The organism is Halioglobus sp. D3-4 (assembly GCF_055809315.1).
In genome coordinates this window covers 4,732,827-4,754,521 of sequence record NZ_CM147907.1, presented here as the reverse complement: position 1 = coordinate 4,754,521, position 21,695 = coordinate 4,732,827, and the positions used below count along the sequence as shown (strand labels likewise).

16 protein-coding genes are annotated in these 21,695 nt (G+C 56.2%); 13 read left to right on the top strand and 3 right to left on the bottom strand.

The features are described 5' to 3' along the window. Positions 1-47: 47 nt before the first annotated feature. From AC0L6S_RS21020 to AC0L6S_RS20970, 11 genes are all read left to right on the top strand, one after another. Complete coding sequence (locus tag AC0L6S_RS21020) at positions 48-1,595, top strand: c-type cytochrome (RefSeq protein WP_473426063.1); 1,548 nt, start codon at positions 48-50, stop codon at positions 1,593-1,595. Continuing rightward, a complete protein-coding gene (coxB, locus tag AC0L6S_RS21015; RefSeq protein WP_473426062.1) occupies positions 1,589-2,695 on the top strand; it encodes a cytochrome c oxidase subunit II in 1,107 nt (368 codons plus the stop codon). Before AC0L6S_RS21020 ends, coxB begins: the two co-directional genes overlap by 7 nt. A gap of 87 nt (positions 2,696-2,782) precedes the next feature. Then, a complete protein-coding gene (gene ctaD, locus AC0L6S_RS21010) occupies positions 2,783-4,321 on the top strand; it encodes a cytochrome c oxidase subunit I (RefSeq protein WP_473428666.1) in 1,539 nt (512 codons plus the stop codon). Positions 4,322-4,324: 3 nt separating this feature from the next. Beyond that, positions 4,325-4,912, top strand: coding sequence for a cytochrome c oxidase assembly protein (locus tag AC0L6S_RS21005; RefSeq protein ID WP_473426061.1), 588 nt, complete (start codon positions 4,325-4,327; stop codon positions 4,910-4,912). Beyond that, positions 4,909-5,790, top strand: a complete 882-nt coding sequence (locus AC0L6S_RS21000; protein ID WP_473426060.1) for a cytochrome c oxidase subunit 3 — start codon at positions 4,909-4,911, stop codon at positions 5,788-5,790. The genes AC0L6S_RS21005 and AC0L6S_RS21000 overlap by 4 nt, the downstream gene beginning before the upstream one ends. 70 nt (positions 5,791-5,860) lie before the next feature. Beyond that, complete coding sequence (locus AC0L6S_RS20995) at positions 5,861-6,307, top strand: DUF2721 domain-containing protein (RefSeq protein ID WP_473426058.1); 447 nt, start codon at positions 5,861-5,863, stop codon at positions 6,305-6,307. 17 nt (positions 6,308-6,324) lie between these two features. Next, positions 6,325-8,052, top strand: a complete 1,728-nt coding sequence (gene poxB, locus AC0L6S_RS20990; RefSeq protein WP_473426057.1) for a ubiquinone-dependent pyruvate dehydrogenase — start codon at positions 6,325-6,327, stop codon at positions 8,050-8,052. Positions 8,053-8,217: 165 nt separating this feature from the next. After that, positions 8,218-8,520: a DUF3302 domain-containing protein gene (locus AC0L6S_RS20985; RefSeq protein WP_473426056.1), complete on the top strand. Its 303-nt coding sequence runs from the start codon at positions 8,218-8,220 to the stop codon at positions 8,518-8,520. A gap of 3 nt (positions 8,521-8,523) precedes the next feature. Continuing rightward, the gene (locus AC0L6S_RS20980; protein ID WP_473426055.1) at positions 8,524-9,654 is read left to right on the top strand and encodes an HlyD family secretion protein; all 1,131 of its coding nucleotides are present in this window, start codon (positions 8,524-8,526) and stop codon (positions 9,652-9,654) included. 3 nt (positions 9,655-9,657) lie between these two features. Then, a complete protein-coding gene (locus AC0L6S_RS20975; protein ID WP_473426054.1) occupies positions 9,658-11,100 on the top strand; it encodes an efflux transporter outer membrane subunit in 1,443 nt (480 codons plus the stop codon). A gap of 8 nt (positions 11,101-11,108) precedes the next feature. After that, on the top strand, positions 11,109-12,947 hold the full coding sequence (locus tag AC0L6S_RS20970) for an SLC13 family permease (RefSeq protein ID WP_473426053.1): 1,839 nt from the start codon (positions 11,109-11,111) through the stop codon (positions 12,945-12,947). 39 nt (positions 12,948-12,986) lie between these two features. Here AC0L6S_RS20970 and AC0L6S_RS20965 read toward each other — a convergent pair whose 3' ends face one another. Continuing rightward, positions 12,987-14,087, bottom strand: a complete 1,101-nt coding sequence (locus AC0L6S_RS20965) for a linear amide C-N hydrolase (protein WP_473426052.1) — start codon at positions 14,085-14,087, stop codon at positions 12,987-12,989. A gap of 21 nt (positions 14,088-14,108) precedes the next feature. Beyond that, a complete protein-coding gene (locus AC0L6S_RS20960) occupies positions 14,109-15,608 on the bottom strand; it encodes a metal-dependent hydrolase family protein (protein ID WP_473426051.1) in 1,500 nt (499 codons plus the stop codon). Between the two features lie 421 nt (positions 15,609-16,029). On the opposite strand from AC0L6S_RS20960, the gene AC0L6S_RS20955 reads away from it, so the two are divergent. Next, positions 16,030-17,133 carry a calcium:cation antiporter gene (locus AC0L6S_RS20955; protein WP_473426050.1) on the top strand — a complete coding sequence of 368 codons (1,104 nt, stop codon included), beginning with the start codon at positions 16,030-16,032 and terminating at the stop codon, positions 17,131-17,133. 41 nt (positions 17,134-17,174) lie between these two features. Here AC0L6S_RS20955 and AC0L6S_RS20950 read toward each other — a convergent pair whose 3' ends face one another. Next, the gene (locus tag AC0L6S_RS20950) at positions 17,175-18,929 is read right to left on the bottom strand and encodes a mechanosensitive ion channel family protein (RefSeq protein WP_473426049.1); all 1,755 of its coding nucleotides are present in this window, start codon (positions 18,927-18,929) and stop codon (positions 17,175-17,177) included. Between the two features lie 215 nt (positions 18,930-19,144). On the opposite strand from AC0L6S_RS20950, the gene AC0L6S_RS20945 reads away from it, so the two are divergent. Then, positions 19,145-21,673 (top strand): TonB-dependent receptor, encoded by a 2,529-nt coding sequence (locus tag AC0L6S_RS20945; RefSeq protein ID WP_473426048.1) that lies wholly within the window; start codon positions 19,145-19,147, stop codon positions 21,671-21,673. Positions 21,674-21,695 lie beyond the last annotated feature (22 nt).

The following is a 21,695-nucleotide window of genomic DNA, read 5'->3' as shown; positions in this document are numbered from 1 at the left end:
CAATTCTTGTAGTGTTCAGTCTTATTATCTGCGATGGGGCAAGAGCCTTGAAACGGGAATGCCTTCCACTATTTGGACTGCTTATTTTTTGTACACTGCTGGCAGCACCGGGCAGTCAGGCTTTCCACCCAATTTCAAAGAAGCTTGAGTTCATCACCACCTACCCCGATTATCCCACCGTCAATTACGGCACGGGAGCGCAGGGTCAGGCTGTGCGTCGTGGCGAGTACCTCGCGCAATTGGGTGACTGCATCGCCTGCCACACCACCACCGACGGCGGGCCGGCATTTGCAGGTGGCCTGCCCATACCGACCCCGTTCGGAACATTCTACACACCCAATATCACCCCGGATGAGGAGACTGGTCTGGGGAAATGGAGTGAAGAGGATTTCATCCGGGTAATGAAGGAAGGTATTCGGCCCGATGGTTCGAATTCATTCCCCGCGTTTCCCTATGTTTATTTCAACAGAGTGAAAGAATCTGATCTTAAAGACCTTTGGGCCTACTTGCAGGCGATACCTGCAGTTAACCTGAAGAACAAGGGCAACACCCTGCCATTCCCGGCCAATGTTCGACTGGCGCAGTATGGATGGAAGATACTGTTCTTTTATCCCGATCGCGGCGACTTCGTGCCCGACAAAACCAAATCCGACGCCTGGAACCGCGGCGCCTATATAGTAGAAGGGCTGGGGCACTGCAGTATGTGCCATACACCGATGAACCTGCTGGGCGCGTCCAAGGATAAATACTACCTGACAGGACAATTGATTGAGGGATACTGGGCCCCGGATATCACCAAGCGGGGGCTAGAAACGGCCAAGCGCTATGAGGTGGCGGATGTGTTCGTGGATGATCAGTTAATCAACAAAGCCGGCACGGTGCGCGGCCCGATGGCCGACGTCAACCACAACAGCCTGGGGCATATGACAGATGCCGATGCCATGGCGGTTGCCGAATACCTCACGTCCATACAGAGTAAGCAGCGCTTCAATGCGGCCGATATAAAGGCGGATCAACCGCGGCTGAAACGCGGTGAACAGGTGTTCTGGAATGCCTGCAACGCATGCCATGTCGACGGCGAGGCGGGCGCGCCACGCATCAAGGACAGTGACAACTGGTGGCGGCGACTGCAGGCCAGGCCGATCACAGCCTTCTACCGACACGCCATTAACGGATACAACAATATGCCCGCACGCGGCGCCTGTGTGACCTGCGACAACGACGACGTTGAGGCGGCTGTGGATTACATCATCCAAAAAGCGCTGACATCATCGCAGTGGCGCATCTACACCGAAAAGGTGAAACTGCCGCGTGCGCAGGCCACCAGTGCCGAAACAGGCAAGCAGGTCTATAAAGAATCCTGTGCTACCTGCCACAATCAGGGCAAGCTCGGCGCACCGGTACTGGGCGACAAGCAACAGTGGGCAGCGCTACTCGACAAGAATTTCGACGTGCTGTTGCACAACACACTTGAGGGCATCAATGCGATGCCAGCGAAAGGGGGATGCACTTCCTGCACCGGCGAGGAAGTGATCTCAGCGGTGAAATACATGGCCGAACAGGCCGACCCCAACAAGGATTATTCACTATGGTAGGCCTGTTTCGCTTGTTGGGGGCATGCATATTACTCAGCCCTGCCCTGGTGAACGCCCAGATCAATATGCCGCGGGGTGTAACACCCGTCAGCCAGGATATTTATGGGCTGCACATGTATGTAATCTGGATCGTTGTCGGCATCATGGCAGTGGTCTACGGTGTGATCGTTTTCTCCCTGATCAGGCACCGCAAATCGAAAGGAGCTGTCGCCGCCACCTTTTCACAGAACAACCTGCTGGAAATAGTCTGGACCGTGGTGCCGCTGATCATCATCACTGCCATTGCCGTTCCGTCCATCCGTGTGCTGATTGAGATGGATGACTACGACGCCGCAGACCTGACCGTTAAAATCACCGGGCACCAGTGGAAGTGGCAATACGAGTATCTGGACCACGGCGTCGGTTTTTTCAGTATGCTGTCCACCCCCATGGCGGAGGTCGTTGGCGTCGAGGACAAGGATGAGTGGTATCTGTTGGAAGTGGATGAGCCACTGGTCTTGCCGACTGATCGCAAAGTCCGCTTCGTTGTGACCTCCAACGATGTCATTCACTCCTGGTGGGTACCCGAACTGGGTGTCAAACGCGATGCTGTTCCCGGCTATGTCTATGAGGCCTGGGCCCGTATACAGGAGCCGGGTATCTATCGCGGCCAGTGCGCAGAACTGTGTGGCGTCAACCACGGCTTTATGCCCATTGTCGTAAAAGCGGTTCCGCCTGCCGAGTATGACAAATGGATCGCCCAGCGCGCCCGGGCTGCAGCAACGGTTCAGCCTTCAGGCCCAAATATGACGCTGCCAGAGGCGATGAAACGCGGTGCGGTGCTTTACGATCAGCACTGCGGGGCCTGCCACAAGTATGACGGCAGCGGCATGCCTCCCACTTTCCCAGCGCTGCGAGATAGCTCTATCACCACCGGGTCCGACGTGAACCGGCATATTGATGTGGTGATGAATGGCGTACCCAATACTGCAATGCCAGCCTTCGCTCCACAATTGGATGACGAAGAACTGGCTGCGATTATCACTTATGAGCGCAACGCCTGGGAGCACGACACCGGTGACCTGGTGCAGCCTTCACAAATACAGGCGCGCCGACAATGATGACAGCGCAACCCGACGTTTTGAGGAACTGGAGTCATGGCTAACGGAGCGACCGCAACAGCGGTTCAGCAGAGCGTCCCCCGGCGCATGATGTCCTTTATAGCGCGCTGGACAACGGCCACCAACCACAAGGATATCGGTACACTATACCTGTGCACGGCCCTGCTCAATCTTTTTGTCGGTGGCACCTTGGCGCTGTGTATACGCGCAGAGCTGTTTGTGCCGGGGTTACAGTTTGTCGAACCCAACTTTTTCAATACATTAACCACGATGCACGGCCTGATCATGTTGTTCGGGTTTATCATGCCGGTTGCGGTGGGGTTCGCCAACTGGTTGATACCCATGATGATAGGCGCGCCGGATATGGCACTGCCGCGCCTCAACAATATGAGTTTCTGGCTGCTGCCCAGTGCAACCATCATGTTGATCAGCACACTGTTCATGGATGGCGGAGCACCTAATTTCGGCTGGACCATGTACGCACCGCTGTCCACCACCTACGGTCCGCCCAGCACCGACTACATGATCTTTGCCGTACACATGCTTGGCCTATCCTCGATCATGGGCTCCATCAACATCATTACCACCATTGCCACGATGCGCGCACCGGGCATGACGTGGATGAAGCTGCCGGTATTTGTCTGGACATGGCTGGTCACAGCCTTCCTGTTGATCGGCATCATGCCGGTATTGGCGGGCGCTGTGACTATGATGCTGTTTGATCGCAACTTCGGCACCGCATTCTTCGATGCCGCCGGCGGTGGCGACCCACTGCTGTTCCAGCATATTTTCTGGTTCTTCGGCCACCCCGAGGTATATGTCCTCGCGCTGCCGGCCTTTGGCATCATCTCCCAGATCATTCCTACATTCAGCCGCAAGCCACTGTTCGGGTACCGCACAATGGTCGCGGCAACGGTATTGATCGGTGTGCTGTCCTACATCGTCTGGGCGCACCATATGTTTACCAGCGGCATGCCCTACGGCGCGCAGATGTACTTTATGCTGGCCACCATGCTGATTGCCGTGCCAACCGGCATGAAGGTCTTCAACTGGATTACCACCATGTTCCGCGGCTCGATCAGCTTTGAAACACCGATGCTGTTCTCCATTGCCTTTGTGTTCATGTTCACGTTCGCCGGATGCACCGGAGTTATGCTTGCGGTGGCGCCGGCAGACTTCCAGTATCACGATTCCTACTTCGTCGTCGCCCATTTTCACTATGTGCTGGTGAACGGCTTGACGTTTGCATTTATAGCCGGCGCCTACTACTGGTATCCCAAGTTCTGGGGCCGTATGTACAACGAACGACTGGGCAAGTGGCACTTCTGGCTGTCAACGATATCGGTCAACGTACTATTTTTCCCCCAGCACTTCCTGGGGCTGGCGGGCATGCCGCGCCGTATACCGGACTACGCCCTGCAGTTTGTCGACTTTAACTTTATGTCCTCCGTCGGCGCCTTCGTGTTTGGTTTCAGCCAGCTGATATTTGTCTACAACCTGATCTCCTCGCGACGCCGCGGTGAGCCGGCCAGCGACAAGGTTTGGGAGGGTGCCGAGGGGCTGGAGTGGACGCTCAGTTCACCGCCTCCGCACCACAGCTTCCAGACGCCGCCGAGGGTTGATTAGCAGATGAGCACTGCACCAGACAGGCCCGCGCGACGCCCCTTGCTGATAAAACTGGTGGCAGGCACGGTGCTGATGTTCGGGTTTTCCTTTGCGCTGGTGCCGCTGTACGACCTGATGTGCGATGCCTTGGGCATCGGTAAAATTCGCGAGGCCGAATCAGCCCAGACCAGCACGACGCTCACACCTCATACATTGGAGGTCGAATTTATCACCACCAATACCGAACAGCTGGACTGGAGCTTCTATCCGCTGGTCAAGACAATGGAAGTCACCACCAGCGAAACGTATATGGTGAATTTCTTCGCGCGTAACAATACGCAAAAGACAATGACGGTACAGGCGATACCCAGCATCACACCAGTGCAGGGAACAGACTACCTGATCAAGACGCAGTGCTTCTGTTTTGAACAGCAGACGCTGGAGCCCGGCGAATCTGTCAAAATGCCCGTCGTTTTCCTGATTGACTCGGCGCTGCCAGAGAAATATTCCACGCTTACCCTGTCCTATTCCCTGTTCGAACTGAAACAGGCAACAGCCTCGGCGCAATTGCGCCCTGAGGCCGTAGCAAGCACTCGAGGAGGCCGCACGTGAGCGAGCCCACGCGCACTGACAAGTACTACATACCCGCCTCATCGCACTGGCCGATACTCTGCTGTATAGCGCTCTTTACCTTTTTCGCCGGCATCGGCCGCTGGCTGCACGAGCTGCCCAGCGGACCGTGGGTCTGGCTGTGTGGTGTGGGCCTGCTGGTTGTGGTGTTGTTCGGGTGGTTCGGCACGGTGATCAGCGAGAACCTCTCCGGTGTTTACAACGAACAGGTGGGGCGCTCCTTCCGCTCGGGCATGAAGCTGCTGATCCTTTCCGAAGTTGTGTTTTTCGCCGGTTTCTTTGGCGGCTACTTTTTCATCCGGCTGTGGGGGATACCCATGCTAGGTGGCGAGGTTCATCCCATCACCAGCGTGTTGCTCTGGCCCGATTTCACCGCAGAGTGGCCCCTGCTCACCAACCCGGACAACGGCCGCTTTCTGGGCGCGACCAATCTCGGCAGCCCCTGGGGAGTGCCGCTGGTCAATACCTTGCTGCTACTGACCAGTAGCTTCACCCTGACATTTGCGCACCGGGCCATGGCGCAGGGACACAGCGGGACACTGAAGATCGGGCTGATCATTACGATCCTGCTGGGTGCCGCCTTCCTCGGGCTGCAGGCGCACGAGTACATCGATGACTACGAACGCAATAATGTCACACTCAATGCCGGTATATACGGCAGCGTGTTCTATTTGTTGACGGGCTTTCACGGCTTCCACGTACTGGTCGGGGTCATTATGATCACTACCATGCTGGGCCGCGCGCTCAAGGGCCACTTCAGTCGCCCCGGCGACCATTTTGCACTAGAGGGCGTCGCCTGGTACTGGCACTTTGTCGACGTTGTCTGGCTGTTGCTATTTGTGTTCGTCTATTGGCTCTAATCAGCGCCAGACATCTCAAGGGTGTTATCGGAATCAGCCCCAACAGACGGCGCACGTTTCAGGGTACGCTATGAGCCTGTCTGAGCTATCACATATTATCCAGCTAGCGGTTGCACCCGTATTCTTGTTGATGGGTGTAGCGGCATTCCTGAACGTGATGTCCGGCCGGCTGGGGCGCATCATCGACCGTTCGAGAATCGTGGAGCGCCGCCGCCTGATACTCAAGGACCCCGTAGCGCTGGAGCGCCTCGACCAGGAACTGCAGGCACTGCGCGAGCGTATCCGGCTAAACAGCTGGTCCATAGGCTTTTGCACCTTTTCCGGGCTGCTGGTGTGCTTGACGATAATGACACTCTTCGTTGGCAGCTACTGGGAAGCAGATATCGGGACCGGAGTGGTGATTCTGTTCGTGGTCGCCATGACATCCCTGATACTGGCACTGGTGCTATTTATCAAAGAAACCCTACTGGCAACCCGATCGCTTCGAGAGTGGGGCGAAATGCTGGAAACTGAGTAATTATCAAGAGAAGAGCTATGTCAAAAATTACATGTGCCGACTACCTCACAGAAACACTCTCACAGATCGGTGTAAAGCGGATCTGGGGCGTTACCGGCGACAGCCTCAACGGTATCAATGACAGTCTCCACCGGTCGAAAAAGATTGAATGGATGCACGTTCGCCACGAGGAGGTGGGCGCCTTTGCGGCCGGAGGGGAGGCTGCAGTAACAGGCAACCTAGCGGTCTGTGCCGGTAGTTGCGGGCCGGGTAATCTACACCTGATCAACGGTCTGTTTGACTGCCAGCGAAACCATGTGCCGGTGCTGGCCATTGCGTCGCACATACCCTCTTCCGAGATCGGCTTGCACTATTTCCAGGAGACCCATCCACAGGAACTGTTTCGTGAATGTAGCCACTACGTGGAACTCGTCACCAATCCGGCGCAGTTTCCCCGAGTGCTGGAAACCGCTATTCGCACAGCCATCAGCCGACGCGGCGTGGCGGTCATAGTGCTGCCCGGTGACGTTTCGTTACAGACAGTGCCCGAGGTACCCTCCCCGATCCGTCTGGCTGCACCCGCCGCCAACACGTTCGCCACAGCCGATATTGAACAGCTTGCCGGCATACTCAACGAGTCCGAAGCTGTCACGCTGCTCTGCGGTAGCGGCACAGCAGGCGCCCATGACGAGGTAGTGGCGCTAGCTGACACACTCGCAGCTCCCATTGTGCATGCGCTGCGCGGTAAGGAGCATATCGAGTGGGACAATCCGTTCGACGTGGGTATGACGGGGCTGATAGGCTTTTCGTCGGGATATCACGCGATGGAAAACTGCGACACACTGGTGATGCTGGGCACCGATTTTCCCTACCGACCTTTCTACCCGCAGAAAGCTAAAGTCATTCAGATCGACATCAATCCCGAGGCGATCGGTCGCCGCCGCCATGTTGACCTCGGTCTGGTGGGGGATTTGCGCTCCGCGATCAATGCGGTGCAGCCGCTGTTGCATCGAAAGGAGAACCGTTCATTCCTGGAGAACGCGAAGAAACACTATAGCGGCGCGCGCAAAGGCCTGGACACCCTCTCTCATCCGAAGTCCGGCGAGCCCCGTATCCATCCCCAACACCTGACAAGGCTGCTCAGTGAACATGCAGCCGAGGATGCCATTTTTACGGCCGATGTCGGCACACCCACCGTCTGGGCGGCGCGCTACCTCAAAATGAATGGCAAGCGCCGTCTGCTCGGGTCGTTTAATCATGGCTCCATGGCTAATGCCATGCCGCAGGCGTTGGGCGCGCAGGCGTCGTTCCCAGACCGGCAGGTGATCTCAATGTCTGGCGATGGCGGTTTCACCATGTTGATGGGCGACGTCTTATCACTCAAACAGCTCGGCCTGCCGGTGAAACTGGTGGTGTTTAACAACGGTGTCCTCGGCTTTGTCGCAATGGAGATGAAGGCAGCCGGCTACATTGATGAGAATACCAATCTCGATAACCCCAACTTTGCGATGATGGCAGAAGCCATCGGCGTGCGCGGTATACGCGTTGAGGACCCGGACAAGCTGGAGGACGCGGTGAAAGACATGCTCGCCCATGACGGGCCGGTCATCCTCGATGTCACCACCGCCACACAGGAACTGTCGATGCCGCCGAAGATCCAGTTAGAACAGGCCAAGGGCTTCAGTCTGTTTATGCTCAAGGCGATCATGAGCGGCCGCGGCGACGAAGTACTGGAACTCGCCAAAACCAACCTACGTAAGGGTTAAACACACCCGGGGCAAGGAATGCCAATACCATGAAGTTCAGACTACTGCGGACCGCATGTCCTGAAACCATTGGCGCGATCACCCGTGCGGAAAACGCCCGCGACGGTTGTCCCGCTGTTTATGACCGTGGTATCTTTGCCGCACGCTCATCTTTGATTTTTCCCAATGGATAAAATTGCAATCGTTTCCATTTTTCTGATCTTTTTTTCGGTCATCACCATCATTCTGGGGATTGTCAAAATACATACCTATCCCGGAAAAGTTGCTGAACAACGCGGCCACCCACAGAAAGATGCGATAGAAGCCACCTCTCTTATGGGCCTGCTGATATTTCCGTTATGGATGCTGGCGCTGATCTGGTCATATTCGGGCGCAGTAATAGGCAATCTGTACGAAAAACCTGCAGACAAAGAGCCACCAACAGATGATGAACCCGCCTCTGCCGAACTGGAAGAGGGCGAGCGCTAAGTCATGGAACTGCTGATCACAATTGCCTACTTTTTTCTCGTCAGGCTGGTTTTTTTCGACTACAAGTTGCTGCGTTTCAACCTGTTCTGGAAATTTGTAGTTTTCGGAGTCTGGATTGGTGCGCTGTTGACGGAAGTACTGGCACTGGGCCAGTTTGCCCCCTACAGCAAGAGTGCCTTCGTGCAGACTTACGTGGTGCAGATGGCCCCGGAATGGGGTGGTCGTGTCGAGGAAGTCTATGCCAAACCCAATGTGCCCATTCGCAAGGGCGATCCATTATTCCGGATGGATCCTACCGATAAACAGTACAAGGTGGATCAGTACGTTGCGGCGCTAGCAGAAGCCGACACCAAGGTAGCCGAGATGGCCCAGCGCCTGGCACGGGCAGATGCAGAAGTGCGCAAGATCGAGGCCGACCTGGAAATAGAAAGGGTCATGTACGAGCAAATCAAGGAAGCTGCGGGACAAGGCGCAGCCTCTCAGTATCGACTGGAGAGTGTCGCCCAGAAAATCGCCAGCCTCGAAGCAGAGTCCCTGGCGGCAAAAGCTTCGCAGCAAGCGGCCAAGCTGGCACTGGACTCCAACGTCGATGATATGCCCACTGCCGTCGCCTCAGTGCTGGCAGAGCTCAACAAGGCCCGCTATGAGCTGGCCAACACCACCGTCGTGGCACCCACGGATGGCTATGTCTCCAATTTGCAGATACACCCCGGCAGCTACATCAGGCTGAAAACGCCGATCATGAGCTTCATCAGCACCGAAGAGCACTGGATCGTCGCGAAGACGCTGCAGAACGGTGTCCAACGGCTCGCGCCCGGCGACAAGGCAGAAGTGGCGTTTGCGATGTATCCCGGCAAGGTTTTCGACGCCGAGGTGGTGAGTGTGGTGTGGGCCAATGGCGCTGCCCAGGGAATACCCAGCGGTATACTGCCGCAGGAACAACAGGTTCATCCGGGTATGGAGTTCTTTGTGCGCCTGCGCATGACAGAGAATGACCCCAAATACCCACTGCGGTTCGGCGCGCGGGCTATTGTGGCAATGTACAGCGAGGACTGCGCAGATTTCCTCAAGTTACTGCGCCAGATCGAGATCCAATCCGAAAGCTTCCTGAACTACCTGTTTAACCCGTTCTAGGCAATGCCGGCAACGCTCTCATCTCTATCGACTTTTCGGCGCCGCTGGCTGAGTGCTTGTGCGGCGCTCGCTATGAGCGGCTGTGCGGCGGTTGGGCCCGACTATGTCGAACCCGAGCTGGCGGTGCCCGATGCCTGGCATATGCGAATCGTCGAGCAGGTGAATGAAGGGCCAGAGGCCTCCCTGCAGAACTGGTGGACCGTATTCAACGACCCCGCGCTGAACCAACTCATCGAACGCGCGCGCAGTGGCAACCTGAGCCTGCAGACCTCGGCCGCACGTGTCAAAGCCGCGCGTGCAAATCTGGCCATCACGCGCGGCGAGCGCATGCCTGTGCTTGATGCAGCCGGTCAGACCTCGCGCACCCGCCAGAGCGATGACGGCTGGCTGGCACAGGTGGCGCCGGACAATGGCTTCGACGCACAGAACCTCTACGAACTGGGATTCGACGCAAGTTGGGAGATCGATCTATTCGGGCGTATCCGCCGCTCGATCGAGTCTGCACAGGCGGAGTATGAAAGTACACTGGAAACTGAACGCGATGTCATGGTCACCCTGTTTGCAGAGGTCGCACTGACATACATCGAAGTGCGTGAATACCAGAATCGCATACGTTATGCCACCGAGAACATTGCCATCCAGAAAGAGGCGCTGGCACTGGCCAGAGAGCGCAACGCCACCGGGCTGAGCTCACAGCTGGATGTAGTGCAGGCTGAGGCCACACTCAGTATGACGCAGGCTGCACTGCCGGTGCTGGACACCGTCAGGGCCCAGGCCCTGTATCGGCTGGCAGTCCTGCTGGGTGAGGAAGCCGGCAATCTGGATGCAGAGTTCGCAGTTACCGCCCCCATCCCCATACCCACAGGGCGCATTACGCTCGGCCTGCCGGTAGACGTTGTACGCCAACGTCCGGATGTGCGCGCTGCTGAGCGCCGTCTCGCAGCGCAGACCGCGCAGATTGGCGTAGCGACAGCCGCGTTGTATCCAGAGTTCACGCTCAGCGGCTTCATCGGACTACAATCGCGCTCCACGAATGACCTGTTCAGTAGCGACAGCGACTTCTGGGGTGTGTCCCTGCCTGTTAACTGGAACCTCTATGCCGGCGATCGGGTGCGCAGCAATATTGAATTACAAAGGGAGCTCACCGAACAACGACTGCTCGAGTATCGCAAATCGGTGCTGGATGCTCTGGAAGAGGTCAAGAGTGCACTGGTGGCCTATAACAATGAACACGACAGGCTGGCAGCACTGCGCCGCGCTACCACTGCTACTCGGGAAGGCGTGCGGCTGGCCATGGTCCAGTACGACACAGGTCTGACCGACTACAACAACGTGATGACCATGCAACGCGACCTGTTCCAACTTCAGGAGCAGCTGGCCGCGAGCGAAGCACAACTGGATTTCGAGTTGATCGCCCTCTACAAAGCCGTAGGAGGTGGGTGGTAGACGGCTTGATGAGTGTACTTTTGCTGCTGCTGGCAGCAATTGTCATGTTTGCCATCAATCGACCCCGCGTCGATGCAGTCGCACTGCTGATGCTGGTGGCTCTGCCGCTGACCGGAGTCATCACGATACAGGAGGCGCTGGCCGGGTTTGGCAACCCAAACATCGTACTGATTGCCGCGATGTTCGTTATCGGTGACGCGCTTGCGCGCACCGGCGTCGCCCGCGGCATAGGTGACTGGCTGATTGAAAATGGCGGAGTATCCACCACACGTTTGCTGGCAACACTCATGCTGGTAGTGGCACTGCTCGGCTCCGTGATGAGTTCAACCGGTGTAGCCGCCATTTTTATCCCGGTGATATTGCGGATATCCAGCCGGCGCGGAATACCAGCAAGTCGTATGATGATGCCCATGGCCTACGCCGCACTCATCAGCGGAATGATGACGCTCGTTGCAACCTCACCCAATCTGATTGTCAACTACGAACTCGTGCGCCTCGGCAACGAGGGTTTCGATTTTTTCTCCTTCACACCGTTCGGGTTGCCCATCCTGATCATCGGCACACTCTATATGATGGTTGCACAGCGCTGGCTGGACCCGTCGGAGACAGTCGAGGATTCCGGCCCCAAACGTCCCGATATCGGACAGTGGATTGCTCACTATGGTCTCGCCGACCGCGAGTTCCGGCTACGCGTAAAAGGTGATTCGCCGCTTCTGGGCAAGTCGCTGGAGGCGTTGGATCTACCTAGCAAGGTGGGCGCAAGAATCATACTCGTGGATCGCGGCCAAGGCCGCGCGCGTAAATTGATGACGCGCAAACCGTCGATGCAACTACAGGCAGGCGATAAGCTGCTGATCAATTTTGACCAGGATGCCGCCAACACAGACATAGTAGCACTGTGCCAGCAATACGGCGTAGAGTTACTGGACGAATCGGGACGATGGTTCGCCAACCGATTTCAGAGCGAGGGTCTGGTAGAGGCGATCGTCACCAGCGATTCGCGGTTTGTCGGTTGCTCGGCCGCAGAACTGGAACAACTTACCGATGAGCAACTGAGTGTTGCTGGCATGCGACGCGGTGCCACGGCCCATCCACCGCACGGGGTGCGAGGCGAAGAGTTGAAAGCGGGCGACACACTGCTACTCGCCGGGTCGTGGGAGACGATCCGTAACCTGCGCAATGAAACCCAGGACCTCATTGTTCTCAACCTTCCACGCGAATATGACGACGTTCTCCCGGAGGCAAGCCGTGCGCCCTATGCACTGCTGACACTGGTCGTCGTTATCGTATTGATGGCTGCGGACATCGTCGCCAACGTGCACGCCGCACTGATTGGTTGCCTGATGATGGGCCTTTTTCGCTGCATCAACCTGGAGCAGGCCTACCAGTCCATTCAGCTTAAGACCCTCATAATGATTGTCGGCATGATGCCGTTTGCACTAGCGCTGGATCGAACCGGAGGCGTGGATATCGCCGCGCGTGAGTTGGTGAATCTGGTGGGAAGTGCAGACCCGCGTATCATACTGGCAACCCTGTTCGCCGCCACCGTACTGCTGGGCCTGTTTATTGTCAGTACCGCGAATGCAGTGCTGATGATTCCTGTCGCTCTGGCCGTTGCCGAGGCGCTCGGGGCCTCTCCCTATCCCTTCGCGATGATTATCGCACTGGCTGCATCAAGCGCCTTCATGACACCTATCTCGCCAATTAATCAACTCGTGGCAACGGCCGGGAACTATCGCTTTACCGATTTCCTGCGGGTCGGCCTGCCACTAACGCTGATAGTGATGGTTGCCAGCGTACTGCTGGTGTCCTGGCTGTTGCCGCTTTACCCCCAAGCGGCGAATTGAGACAGCTTAGCCGGCACCCCCGGTAGGGCACTGCGGGCGCTAGCGGGCCAGCAACAGCGATGCCTGGTCCCCAACCAACCCGGTCAGCCGGCTCATCGGGAAGATAACAGGTTCACGGATATCGCTGAGATCTTCTAATGTAAACTGCACGTAACCCAAACTCCGGTAAGTGCGGATATACAATTGCTTGCGCTGCAAATCCGCTATGCTGGTCCACGAGGTGTACTCGGTTGTGGTTTCCTCATCCCCTGCACTCATTGCCTCGAGGTTGAGCCCGGCCTCCCCGTCGGGAACAGCGATTGTAATACCTCGCGGACGATCAAAGTTATTCATGATATGTGCGAGAGTCTGCACTGCACTATCGGGATCGCTGGCACGCTCTGCAAACTGCGCGTAGTAGACAGCACGCACAAAGCGACCGACGGACGTATTTGAGCTCGGCAGACTCGCCGTTGCGATTCCTGAATCGGGTTGATGTGCCTGATAGCTGCCAAATGTTGCGTGCGACTGATCGTGGTTATTTAGAAAGGTGTAATTGTCGAGATTGGTCAGATGCCACGGGAACGCTGGCCCGTTCGTCATCACGCCGACGGGATTATCATACACAGTGGCCTCACCGCCAGAAAATTCGATCACAATGGAAGCGCCGCCACTATCGTGCACAACATAGTGAAACGGTGACGCCATACCACCGAGCATCGCCAGTTTGACTACGGATATTACCTGCTTTGCCAGTGCCTCCTTAACCTCTGCCACACAAGCAAACTGGCTGAGCAGCCAAGACCCGAGATCACTGGCGGACAGTATCGCCTGTGTTACGCTGACGGCAGTGCGCGCACAGCCTGTCCCAGGATATGCCAACAGACTGAAAGTTAGACCCTGTTGGTTCACGCCCTCCAACACCTTGAAGTCATTGGGCCGCAGTGGCCGGTCTGCCGTGGGCGCGCGATCCGGCATGGTAATCGCTAGAAACAGATAACGGCTTTGATACTCCAGCTCCGGATGCCCCTCAACCTCCGACTTGAATGACTGGCCCGCAGGGAAGTAACCAAGCTGGTAGGGGAGCTCCATCGACAACTCCAGCGTTCTGCCAAAATATACGCCGTCGTTGCTATCGCGGTAGATCAGGGAAGTACACATGGCGACACCACTAAGCCTGACTCAGGAAGCCTGCAGAAGATTCTTATAGATGCGACCGTCCTTCATAATCAGCTGAAGATTTTTGTCTGGCTCCCCGAGAAAGTCCAGGTTCTCCGTCGGATCTCCATCGACGATCAACAGGTCGGCGAGCGCGCCGGGCTCAATCACACCCACTTTGGCGCGATAGGGATTCCGCTCGCCGGACAGCCCCAACAACTCCCCATTCTTCGCTGTGGCGATCTGTAACAATTCCAGTGACGGGTAAAACTCAATCAGCTTCGCCAGTTGGCGCCCCTGACTGGACAGATTATCCGGCGTAAACAGGATATCGGTACCCCATGCGGTCTTGATACCGAGATCTCTGGCGAGATGGTAGGCCTTGCGTGTACCCTCGGCAACCTGCAGCTGTTTCGCTCGGGCATCGGGATCAATTTTGAAGTTCGCGTCGTCATCAGCGAGAAAAGGTTGGAGGCTCCACCAGACGCCTTCGCCAGCTATTATTCGAGCGCTTTCCTCATCGGCCAGTTGGCCGTGTTCGATGCACTTGACGCCTGCTTGAACAGCTCTTTTGATGCCTCTTGGATTATAGACATGCACCATCACATACGTGCCCCAATCCTCCGCGGCACCTACGGCTGCGCGCAGCTCCTCTTCAGAATACTGTGTCGTATCCAGCGGGTCATAAGGGGATGAAACACCGCCCCCGGCCATCAGCTTGATCTGGGACGCGCCGAGCATAAGTTGCTCGCGCACACGACGCAGTACCTCGCTGCTGCCATCAGCGATAGCCGCCGCGCCAATCTGTTCGGCATAACTCAGTGCACCTGCATTGCTACGCGGTACCTCACTGCGCAGGCGGAAATCACCGTGGCCGGATGTCTGCGAAATCATCGCTCCCGAGGGGTATATACGCGGCCCTGTTGCAATACCTTCATCGATGGCCCGTTTCAGGTCAAAACTCGGGCCACCCACATCACGCACACTGGTAAAGCCGCGCATCAGTGTCCGTTCAGCTTCCTGCGCAGCGACGAGGTAGAGATAGCCCACGGTGGAGCGCATCGCGCGGGCTTCAGTGATAGCACAGAACATCGCGTGCCAGTGCGCATCGATCAGGCCGGGCATCAGCAACCTGCCGCCGCAGTCTATAGTCTGTGCATTGTCCACAGCCTGCCCCACTGCTGGCAACGCGGTGATACGGTTTTTTTCAACCAGCACATTAATCCCTGTGCGCACACTGAGATTTACGCCGTCAAACAGCTTGAGATTGGTAAACAGAACAGGGGGGGACGACGCATTGGAGTCTGCAGCGCGTAGCGGCAACGGATTCACTCCCATCGCACCCACCATGGCCGCAGATAGGCCTCCGAGAAACGACCTGCGCGTCACGCCGTTCCAGGCTGTGCCGGCCTTGGCAGGATACGGATAGCCTTCGTATGCTGTGCCGGACTTGTCTGTCGCGACTGCCCCGGAAGCAGTGCCAATGGTTGCCGCTTCGTCTGCGTTATCGTGATTTTCTGTCAATGTAAGTCCTTGATCGCGTGCACCCGCGCGAAGGGATATTCTGGCGGCAGCAGTCCTGAAATGACATTGGATTCTAATCGACAACAGCTGCAAATGCCAAAGCTGGGGCGGTTTGCTCGCAGTGCAAGCTGTTTGCGACACTGTCAGGAAGGATAAACGCGCACCCGGGAGCGATAACTTTACTGTGTTGCACACAGGCTGATGCTTTGACTTTCACCTTGCACAGATACTAAGATTACTCCGCTTGAAAACTGTAGCGTTATTGCAGGGAACGTTTTTTCGCTGGACAACGGTGCCCCGCTTTCAGGCTAGGGGTGCACGATAACCCCGATAAGTACTTTTCAAATATTCAGTCCGTGATGAATCACATCCGCACAGTTTTTCATCCGCACACCTTTGCCTCTACGAGCGACCCAACACTATGAACAATGAAACCATAGCGCCATCGCCTCTGCCCGCCTGGACCTGGGCGGTACCGCTTGCTGCAGTGTTGCTGTTGCTCGCCAAGCTGGCACTGGCGCAGAGCCTCCACGGTGCCTGGTTTGATGCGCTGACTCTGGTTGCTCTTCTGGCAACCGTTTTTGCATCGGTTCATCACGCGGAAGTTATCGCGCATCGTCTGGGTGAACCTTTCGGCTCTCTGGTTCTCGCCGCGGCTGTCACTGTGATAGAGGTTGCGCTGATTGTGTCGGTCCTGCTCACCGGCACCGACGGCCCCAATGAAATAGCGCGAGACACGGTTTTCGCTGCGGTGATGATTGTACTGAATGGTATCGTCGGCTTGAGCCTTCTGCTAGGCGGACTGCGGTATCACGAGCAGGGTTTCCAAATTCACGGGGCGACCGGGGCACTCGGCGTCATCGGCACATTGGCGACCCTTGCCCTCATACTCCCGAACTTCACACAGGCTATTCCGGGGCCGGTGTATTCGTCAACGCAGCTATTCTTTGTCGGGTCTGTCTCACTTGTCCTGTACGGCCTTTTTCTCTTTGTCCAGACTATGCGACACCGCGAGGACTTTCTGCACGGCGCCCAGGACACAGAGGGGCATCACGGCAGCAAACCCAGTGGCGCGACGATGGCCGCCAGTGCCGTGTTGCTGCCAGTAGGACTGGCATGTGTCATTTTCCTCGCCAAGAGTCTCACACCCACTATTGAATCGGCTGTGCTGGGCGCCGGCTTGCCCCCCGCTTTTGTCGGTGTGGTGATTGCGGCTATCGTGCTATTTCCGGAAGGGTTGTCTGCACTGCGTGCTGCGAAAGCAAACAAGCTGCAAACCAGCCTCAATCTGGCGCTGGGCTCGGCACTGGCCAGTATTGGAATGACGATACCGGCCGTCGCCGCCGTCTCGCTGATGATCGGTATGCCGCTGGCACTGGGATTGGAGCCCGAGCATATTGTGCTGCTGGTACTGTCACTGTTTATCTGTACGCTGACATTGGCAACCGGCCGCACAACCGTACTACAGGGAGGCTTGCATCTGGTTATTTTCGCAGCCTTCCTCGTGATTGCCGCAGTTCCCTGACAACCGCTGCCAGACTCGGTGGAGCGCCTGAACCAGGCCGACTACCGCACGTCTGAAGGCAATGGGGATGCGATGTCCCGCGTATCAATCTCCAGCGGGCGATTGGGATCACCAGCCAAATGCAGGGTTTGCGTTGGGAAGGCAAAATCGATACCCGCTGCATTGAAACGCTCGATAAGCGCTCTGTTCACGTAGGTAAGGTGCACCAGGTAATCCGCATACACAGGCGGAAAATACCAGTAAATAACATTGATGTTGAGGGAGTCGCTGTTCAGTTCGTTGAAGACTACCCGCGGCTCATAGCCAACCCTGTTGACGCAGCGGTTAATCTCTTCGCCATCGCACACTTTTACCGCCAGAATATCCCTGATGATAGCCATCGCTTCATCGATTTTTTCCGGCGGGGTGTCGTAGGTCACCGTGACGTCCATCACCCTGCGAATAAAGGGGCGCTGGCCAATATTCTCAATATCCGCCTTGGCCACGTCATCGTTGGGGATGCTGGTTACATGGCCATTGAGCAGTCGAATTTTGGTTGAGCGAAGACCGATTTCTTCCACCGTACCATCGTGCCCACGCACTTTGATACGCTGTCCGACATGAAAGGGTTTATCCAGCAACAACATCATGCTGCCAAAGATATTCCGCAGCGATTCCTGCGCCGCCAATGCCACTGCCAAACCGGTCACTCCGGCACCGGTCAATACGGTGGCTAGCGGTACCCCCATGCGTGACAGCCCCTGAATCAGCACCACAATCGCCAACAGAATACTGCCGATGCGAATACCAAAACGCGCCAGCTGCAGATCAATGCTTACTCGCTGGCCGCTTATTCGTCTCGTCACCTGGCCTATAATCAAATTGGCGATGATTTGAATGATAACGATGAACGCAACCAACCAGATGACTGCGGAGAGATGACGCACCCACTGCATGACCTCGCCGGTGATAAATATCTCATCGGAAATAAAAACTTCCAGCTCATGAGCGAGAAACAATGCCGCCAGCGGCACCAACAAACTCAAGCGGTTCTGCCAACTCTCCGCCCAACCCCGTGATATCCTGCGTATCAACAAGCGCAGCCCGTACAGAGCCAGCAGCAGCAGCACGAAGCCCGTGACCATGAAGACCCACTGCCAGGTTTGTTGGCCGAGATACTGACCATGCATCCATTCGGGCATGTCCCGCACCCACTCTGTCGGAATCATAGGCCCGGGCGTCATGAAATAGGCGTCGTGGAGCCCCTCTATCTCCAGATTAATGTACGGCAGTTCCAGCACACTCTCATACATTTCCTGCGCCAGCTTGAGTGTGCGCTCACTGAACTGGAAGTTACCCGTGAAAGGGCCTTCGCGTATGTAAGCGATAACGATATCGCTCTCGTCGATCTGCCAAATAGGAGGGTAATTGTCGCGCATCTCTGCAAACGCCTGTTCGCGGTCGGGCAGCGCATCGGGCTTTAATGGCGGCACTCTGGCCACGATCTCTCTCAAATAGACAGCGGCTTCTACCGCGTCGGTTCGGCGCAGCGATTCAGGCACTTTACGCAGATCAAACAGCCGTTCCATCTGCTCTTCGAGGTTGTCGAGCGTGTCCTCATTGTCAAACGTATAGCCTTCTTCCTGGACAATTTTGTTGTAGGCATCCGTGATATCAATCATTGATTGCCAGGTATGGCGCGGGCTGCTCAGACGAGCCAAATCCAGCTCATCGTGGAAACTCAGGGGCTTACTGACTCTGGCGGCATCGCAAGTGAGAGTAAAGATTGACAGCAGTATAAACAGCAATAGTTTCATCGGCATCCACCCTAGCCAGAACGCAGCTAAATGACAAGCTCCGCCCACGTCAGTGGCAACGGTCTCGCAGGAAAAGCACCGCGGAACAACGTCGCGTTGCGGGCAGGTGCACACAGCGGGTATCGGCTGTATCTTCCAGATATTGTCACAGCAGAACCAGACAAGCTATGCTAATACAGTCAGGCATAAAAATAATACAGCCACGGAGACTAACAATGACGCTCATCAGAACGCTGCCCGGCCTGTTACTGGGCCTCGCCATACTACCCCACCCGATCACCGCGCTGGGCGAAGATCTGGCCCTGGAGGAGGTCGTGGTCACGGCAAGAAAGCGCGCGGAGTCTCTGCAGGAAGTACCTGTAGCTGTGACCGCCTTCACAGCCGAAACCATGGAGGCGCTGGGCATAAAAAATATGCGTGATTTCGATGGTCTGGTCCCCGGCCTCAACCTCAACGGCGGAGGCAATGGTGTTAAGGGTGATGGCAACGCCTACATTCGCGGCGTTGGGCAGAGGGAGACCCGGGTAACCATTGATTCCGGCGTCGGCATTTATCTGGACGAAGTGTATATCGGCCGCGCATCCGGCGCGCTGTTGGACGCTGTGGAAACGCAGAGTATTCAGGTATTACGTGGCCCGCAGGGAACCCTGTTTGGAAAAAACACCACAGGGGGAGCCATTTTATATACGTCGATAAAACCCTCAGCAGAATTTGGAGGTACAGCGAAGGGCACCCTGGGTAATCTGGATCGCAAGGATGCGTCTCTGGCGGTTGACGTACCGTTAATAGAGGACAAACTCCTCTCCCGCCTATCGGTGGCTACAGTGAATCGCAATGGCCACATCGAAAATGATATCAACAGCACACAGTACAGCGACGAGGAAAGGGACATTATTATCGGACAATTGCGCTGGCTTCCCACCGATGCCGTAATCGTCGACCTGAATATGAATCACACAAGAATCGACCAGAAACCTCTGGGCCAAAAGTGCCGGTGGCTGGGAGACGAACTGGCGGAGGCTGGTTTTCCTCAACAGGGATCGCTGGAAGGCATCTACGATATTTTTTCTCCGATATCGGTTGAGGAGTACTGCAACAGGAGCGGCGAGGACCTGCCGCTCGACAAATTTCAGAGCGAACAGAACTCGCGATCAGATATTTTCTACCAGGGCGTCTACAAAGTAAAAACCAGCATGGTCGCCAATACCGTGAGTTGGGAGGTGAATGACAACCTGCAGTTCAAAAGCATCACAGCCTACCGCAATACCAAGCAGGAAGCCGACGAAGATATCGATGGTATGGATGCCGTCATCATCGGCCGGCTCGCGACACAGTACAACAATACCGATCAGTATTCACAGGAGTTCCAGTTCATCGGCAATGCGTTTGATGAGCGCCTGGATTATACCCTCGGCCTGTACTCCTTCTACGAGAAAACCGACGATGACTGGCTGCAGGATTTCTCCGGTTACGTTGAAACCACCACAGTGCCAAACAGCATTATGCTGGCGCGTTCCAACCTCACCGAACGCGAAACCGAGAACACCTCCTACGCTGGCTTCGGCCAGTTGGATTACAACTTTAGCGACAACATCACCTTGACACTGGGCATTCGTTATACCTGGGAGGAAAGGAAGACAAACTATCGCGAGGGTAGGGTCTACCTGCCCAGTATCGGTAACGGCGAATACCTCGGCACATTTGACACGATCTATACCGCCAACGTCATCCACCCGTTCTCTGAACCCGGTGGCACGCCGGTGACCAGCTGGCAGTATGGCTTTGACCCCGACGGCCCTGGTGGCGAGCCATTCCAGGTTGGCGCTTTTGGTGAATCCAGTGACAACCGCAACGATGATGACTGGAACCCGATGGCTAGCATAAAGTATCTGGCCACCGAACCTGTGCTGGACAGATTGAAGATGGACGATGCCATGGTCTACCTGACATACAGCTCGGGTTTTCGCTCGGGTGGCGTGGCGGTGGGCAATGGTGATTTCGACGGCGACGGCATCATTGACCTGGAGAACTACAAACCAGAATATGTGGATATGTTAGAGCTGGGCTTCAAAATCGATGCGCTGGACAGGAGGCTGCGTACCAATGTGGCCATTTATTACCAGGAGTATGATGACATTCAGCTCACCACGACCATACCTGATCCAAGCTTTGGTATCCCACTGCCTGCTATTCGAAACGCCGGCAAGGCGGAAATGAAAGGCATAGAGACCGAATTCACATTCCTTCCCACTGACAACCTGCGCTTTATGGGCAGCTTCGCCTACATGGACGCAGAATACAAAGAGTACCTGGCGGAAGTTCCGGACCCCAACGGTGGCGGCCAGATCGAGATTGACCGAGCGGATGAACCGATGCCCCGTGCCCCAAAATGGACAGCCTACCTCTCCGTCGACTACAACATTCAGACGACGTCCTGGGGCACAGTCACACCGAACTTCCTGGTGCGCTACAGCGATGAAGTGTACGGTGGCTTCGACCGCCCCAGTTTCTACGTGGAGGAAGAAGTCACTGTCCCGTCCAAAACCTTCTATGATGCCCGTGTGACCTGGTCACTGCCCGATGACCGTACCACTATTGTGGCCTGGTGCAGAAACCTCACGGACATTGACGACCATTTCCAGGGCGGTATATCGACGGTGGGGGTTGCCCGCACCACGACAGAAACCTACTCCCTGCCACGCAATTATGGCATAGACATTATTTATCGCTTTGGCGATAACTGAGCCTGATGGTCAGCGGCGCAGG